Genomic DNA, 4983 nt, shown 5'->3' with positions numbered 1-4983 from the left:
TATGTTGGTTGGTGATGGCGCTTTACAATTTGCTTTATCGCAAGGATTTCAAAAGGAAAATTTATTGTTAGAAGCTTCCGAAAAGGAATGGAAGGAATGGCTAAAAACCAGTGAATATTTACCAAAAGCCAACATCGAAAACCACGATACTATCGGAATGATTGCTTTAGATGCACAAGGAAATTTATCTGGAGCTTGTACAACTAGCGGAATGGCTTTCAAAATGCACGGAAGAGTTGGCGATTCTCCAATTATCGGAGCTGGCTTATATGTGGACAACGAAATTGGTGCGGCAACCGCAACAGGTCATGGTGAAGAAGTGATTCGAATTACAGGTTGTCATTTGGTAGTGGAATTAATGCGTCAAGGAAAATCGCCACAAAAAGCGTGTGAAGAAGCCGTGATGCGAATTGTGAAACTAACCCAAAATAGAGGAAAAAATCTAAAAGATATTCAAGTAGGATTCATTGCCTTGAATAAAAAAGGAGAATACGGTTCGTATTGTGTGCAAGGTGGTTTCAATTATGCTGTTCATGATGCAACAGGGAATAAATTAATCGATGCGAATTACTTTTTGAAATAATGAAAAAAATAGAAATCGCTTGTTTTAACCTTGAATCTGCTCTAATTGCTCAAAAATTTGGAGCTTATAGAGTAGAATTGTGTGCAGATATGTCAGTTGGTGGTACAACTCCAACAATTGAAACGATTCAACAAGCTCGCGAAAATCTAACCATCGATTTATATATAATGATTCGACCAAGAGGAGGAAATTTTGTGTATTCGGATTCAGAATTCGAACAAATGAAATCAGAAATCGAAGCCATTAAAAAATTAAGAGTTAACGGCTTTGTTTTCGGAATTTTGAAGGACGATAAAACAATTAATCTCGAACAAAATAAAGTCTTAGTGGAATTAGCAAAACCATTTCCATGTACGTTTCACAGAGCTTTTGATGCCGTTTCGAATTACGAAAAAGCATTGGAAGATGTCATTTCTTGCGGATTTTCAACCATTCTAACTTCTGGAACTTTTCCAAATGTGATAGAAGGAAAAGAAGTTTTGAAACAATTAGTAATTCAAGCCAATAATCGCATTGAAATAATGCCCGGTGGCGGATTGCGTTCGACTAATATTTCGGAAATAAATGAAATAGTAAATGCGAATTGGTATCACTCATCCGCCATTACCGATGGAAGTGAAATTGCTAATCCAGAAGAAATCATCCAACTAAAGAAAAAGCTACAATCTTAAATGAACTTCTTTAATTTTAAGTTTCCACTCTAAAAACTTATATGACTTATATGTTTAAAAAAATATTCCTGTTTTTGATTCTAATTTGCTGTACGGTTTCAGCACAAACTTCCTATCGCAATTTGTCATCAGAAAACTGGACATTCAACAAACAAAACGAAGTAAAAAAACACAAGGCATCCATTCCCGGAACCGTTCATACCGATTTGTTTCAAAACCAATTAATTCCTGATCCATTTTTTGGAGCCAATGAAAAGCAATTGCAGTGGATTGAAAATGAGAATTGGGAATATGAAACACATTTTACATTGTCAGAATCCGAATTAAAAAATCAAAACATCGATTTGGAATTTGAAGGTTTGGACACCTATGCAACCGTTTTTTTGAACGGAAAAGTAGTTTTAGAAGCCGATAATATGTTCCGAAAATGGACAATTTTTGCCAAATCGCATTTGAAAATTGGAACCAATCATTTAAAAATTATTTTTCATTCCGCTGTTCAAAAAGGAAAAGAAGAAGCTAAAAAATTATCTTATACTTTACCCGAAAAAGAACGTGTTTTTGTTCGAAAAGCGCAATATCAATTCGGTTGGGATTGGGGGCCGCGATTTGTAACGGCTGGAATTTGGAAAAAAGTCCAATTAAAATTTTGGAATTCGGCTAAAATCGAAAATATAAAATACAGTCAAATAGAACTGAATGATAAAAAAGCGATTTTAGAGTTCATAACCGAAATTTACGTTTCCAAAGTAAAAACAATTCAGTTGAAAATCAATGAAAAATCAGAAACTTTCAACTTGAAAAAAGGAAAGAACAGAATCCAAATGCAATATGAAATCACCAATCCAAAATTGTGGTGGTGTAACGGTTTAGGTGATGCGAATTTATATCCTTTCACTGTTGAAATCAGTCAGAAAAATCAGTTTTTAGATACAAAAAAGCTGAATATTGGCTTGCGAACTATCGAATTAATTCAGGAAAAAGACCAAGTTGGAAAAAGTTTTTACTTTAAGTTAAATGGAAAATCGGTTTTCATGAAAGGCGCTAATGTGGTTCCGCCTGATAGTTTTTTACCAGGAGTTTTCGATTCCACTTATTTTTCTTTAGTCGAAAATGCCAAAAAAGCGAATATGAACATGCTTCGAGTTTGGGGCGGTGGCGTTTATTTTGATGATGCGTTTTATGAAGCTTGTGATGCAAACGGAATTTTAGTTTGGCAAGATTTTATGTTTGCGTGTTCCATGTATCCAGGCGATGAAAAATTTGTTGAAAATGTAAAACAAGAAGTTATTGATAACGTAAATCGTTTGCAAAATCACCCAAGTATTGCAATTTGGTGTGGTAATAATGAAAATGATGAAGGTTGGCACAATTGGGGTTGGCAAAAACAATTTAATTATTCCAAAGCCGATTCGACTCAAATTTGGAACGATTACAAAAAAGTATTTCACGAAATGATTCCGCAGACATTAGATAGTTTGCTTCCGAAAGAAAAGAATATTTATTGGTCGTCTTCGCCATCGATTGGTTGGGGAAGAAAAGAAAGTTTATTACAAGGCGATTCCCATTACTGGGGCGTTTGGTGGGGAAAAGAGCCTTTTGAAATTTATGAGAAAAAAGTAGGACGTTTTATGAGCGAATACGGTTTTCAAGGTATGCCCAATTTGGAAACCTTACAAAAAGTGATGAATAATGAAGATTTGAATTTCACTTCCGAAGCTTTTAAAAATCATCAAAAACACCCAACAGGTTACGAAACCATCAACGAATACATGGAACGCGATTACGTGGTGCCAAAAGATTTCGAGGATTATGCATATGTTTCCCAATTACTACAAGCTCGGGGTATGAGAATCGCCATTGAAGCCCATCGAAGAGCAAAATCCTATTGTATGGGGACGTTATATTGGCAATTCAATGATTGTTGGCCGGTTACGTCTTGGAGTTCGTTGGATTATTATGGAAATTGGAAAGCGTTTCATTATCAAGCGAAGAGAAGTTTTGAGAACGTGCTTTTATCAGCTGAGGTAACGGATAGTGAAATTTATAAGTTTTTTGTTATCAATGATGGAATGCAAAATTACGCTGGAGAATTACAAGCTGAAATCAGAAATTTTAACGGTCAACTTTTATGGCAGAGAAGTTCGTATTGTAAATCAGATGCTAGTTCAAATGTGTCAGCTATTTTATTGCCTTTTCCTTCTTTAAAGGAATTTGATACGCAAAATTCTTATTTAAAAATGGAATTTATTTCAGACGATAATTGTTGGGAATCTAGTTTCTTTTTCGAAAAACCAAAAAATTTGAAATTATCAAAACCAAATATTCAAATCAGAACTATTGACGAGGTTACGATTGAGATTTCTTCGGATGTTTTAGCTAAAGATGTTTTTCTGTCTTCGGAAAATCAAGTGTTTTTTGGAGATAATTATTTTGATTTGCTGCCGAATGAAAAACGAGTTATTAAATTGTCCAAAGCTGCAAAAGAGATAAAAGTGAAATCGTTATTTGATACAATGAAATAAAAAAAAACGCCTCAATTAAGGCGTTTCATATATCTAAAATAATCCGTTTAATTCGGCATCAATTCTATTGATAATCATTCCTAAATCCTCTGGATTGTTAACAAAATCAATATTGTCTACATCAATGATTACTAGTTTTCCTTTGTTGTAGGTTTGAATCCAAGCTTCGTATCTTTCGTTCAAACGACTTAAATAATCAATCGAAATAGAGTTTTCGTAATCTCTTCCTCTTTTATGAATTTGACTTACTAAATTTGGAATAGAACTTCTTAAATAAATCAACAAATCGGGCGAACCTACTAAACTTTCCATCAATTCGAAAAGAGAAGTATAATTGTTATAATCTCTGTTCGACATTAATCCCATTGCATGAAGATTGGGTGCGAAAATATGCGCATCTTCATAAATGGTTCGGTCTTGAATAATGTTTTTACCACTTTCACGAATTTGCAATACTTGACGAAAACGACTGTTTAAGAAATAAATTTGAAGATTAAAACTCCAACGTTCCATTTGATGGTAAAAATCATCCAAATACGGGTTGTCTACAACATCTTCAAAATGCGGTTCCCATTTAAAATGTTTCGCTAATAACTTAGTAAGTGTCGTTTTTCCTGCTCCAATATTTCCTGCTACTGCTATGTGCATTATGGTAAAATTATTTTGTAATTAGTAATTTCATTTTGGGTAAAAATAGACAAAATTCCATCTCGAAAGAAAAATTTTGAAATGATTTTTTCATCAATTGCTATTTTACTGCTACTCTTAGAAGTTAAGTCGTAGTAATATAATTTATCATCTGTTTTATAAATGGAATTGCCGTTTTTTGTTAACTGAATTGCATCAAACTTTGATAGATTTCCTAATTTTTCAATCGTACCATAAATCGAAATGCGATATAAATTCAAATTTACATCGGTCCAATAAAAATGCGTGTAATCGGATTCGTAATATGAAATTGGATTTTCAAGCATGGTAGAAATCCATTTGATAGTATCTGTATTTACATTGTATAAACCAATTTTTGACGAAATACCATCGTAAATCCAAATTTGGTTTTGAGAAGACAAAGCCACAGCTTCTAAAGTAATTGGAGTTGATTTTAAATTGAAATCTATCTTTTTAATTTCGTTTAATTGATTGTCCAAAAGTACTACGGTGTTGAAATTTTTATAAAAAACTACAATTTGTAATGGGTTTTGGA

The 4983-nt window shown here is 33.3% G+C and carries 5 protein-coding genes; 3 read left to right on the top strand and 2 right to left on the bottom strand.

What is annotated here, in order from left to right:
• From L6Q46_RS12680 to L6Q46_RS12670, 3 genes are all read left to right on the top strand, one after another.
• Positions 1 to 583 (top strand): isoaspartyl peptidase/L-asparaginase (locus L6Q46_RS12680; protein ID WP_291284611.1); only part of this gene is annotated, 583 nt, incomplete at its 5' end.
• Entirely contained in the window at positions 583 to 1254 is a 672-nt protein-coding gene (locus tag L6Q46_RS12675) for a copper homeostasis protein CutC (RefSeq protein ID WP_291284610.1), read from the top strand. The genes L6Q46_RS12680 and L6Q46_RS12675, both read left to right, overlap by 1 nt.
• Before the next feature lie 74 nt (positions 1255 to 1328).
• Positions 1329 to 3779: a glycoside hydrolase family 2 protein gene (locus L6Q46_RS12670; RefSeq protein ID WP_363315878.1), complete on the top strand. Its 2451-nt coding sequence runs from the start codon at positions 1329 to 1331 to the stop codon at positions 3777 to 3779.
• Positions 3780 to 3812: 33 nt separating this feature from the next.
• Here the strand turns inward: L6Q46_RS12670 and L6Q46_RS12665 are convergent, their stop codons facing one another.
• Both L6Q46_RS12665 and L6Q46_RS12660 read right to left on the bottom strand, forming a co-directional pair.
• Positions 3813 to 4427: a deoxynucleoside kinase gene (locus L6Q46_RS12665; protein WP_026725924.1), complete on the bottom strand. Its 615-nt coding sequence runs from the start codon at positions 4425 to 4427 to the stop codon at positions 3813 to 3815.
• Positions 4427 to 4927, bottom strand: a complete 501-nt coding sequence (locus tag L6Q46_RS12660) for a hypothetical protein (RefSeq protein WP_291284608.1) — start codon at positions 4925 to 4927, stop codon at positions 4427 to 4429. Before L6Q46_RS12660 ends, L6Q46_RS12665 begins: the two co-directional genes overlap by 1 nt.
• Positions 4928 to 4983: the final 56 nt, after the last annotated feature.

The sequence above is a fragment of the Flavobacterium sp. genome, from assembly GCF_023151265.1.
In the GTDB taxonomy this organism is placed as follows: domain Bacteria; phylum Bacteroidota; class Bacteroidia; order Flavobacteriales; family Flavobacteriaceae; genus Flavobacterium.
Note: the sequence above shows the minus strand (reverse complement) of the source record. Positions and strands in the feature narration are given on the sequence as shown.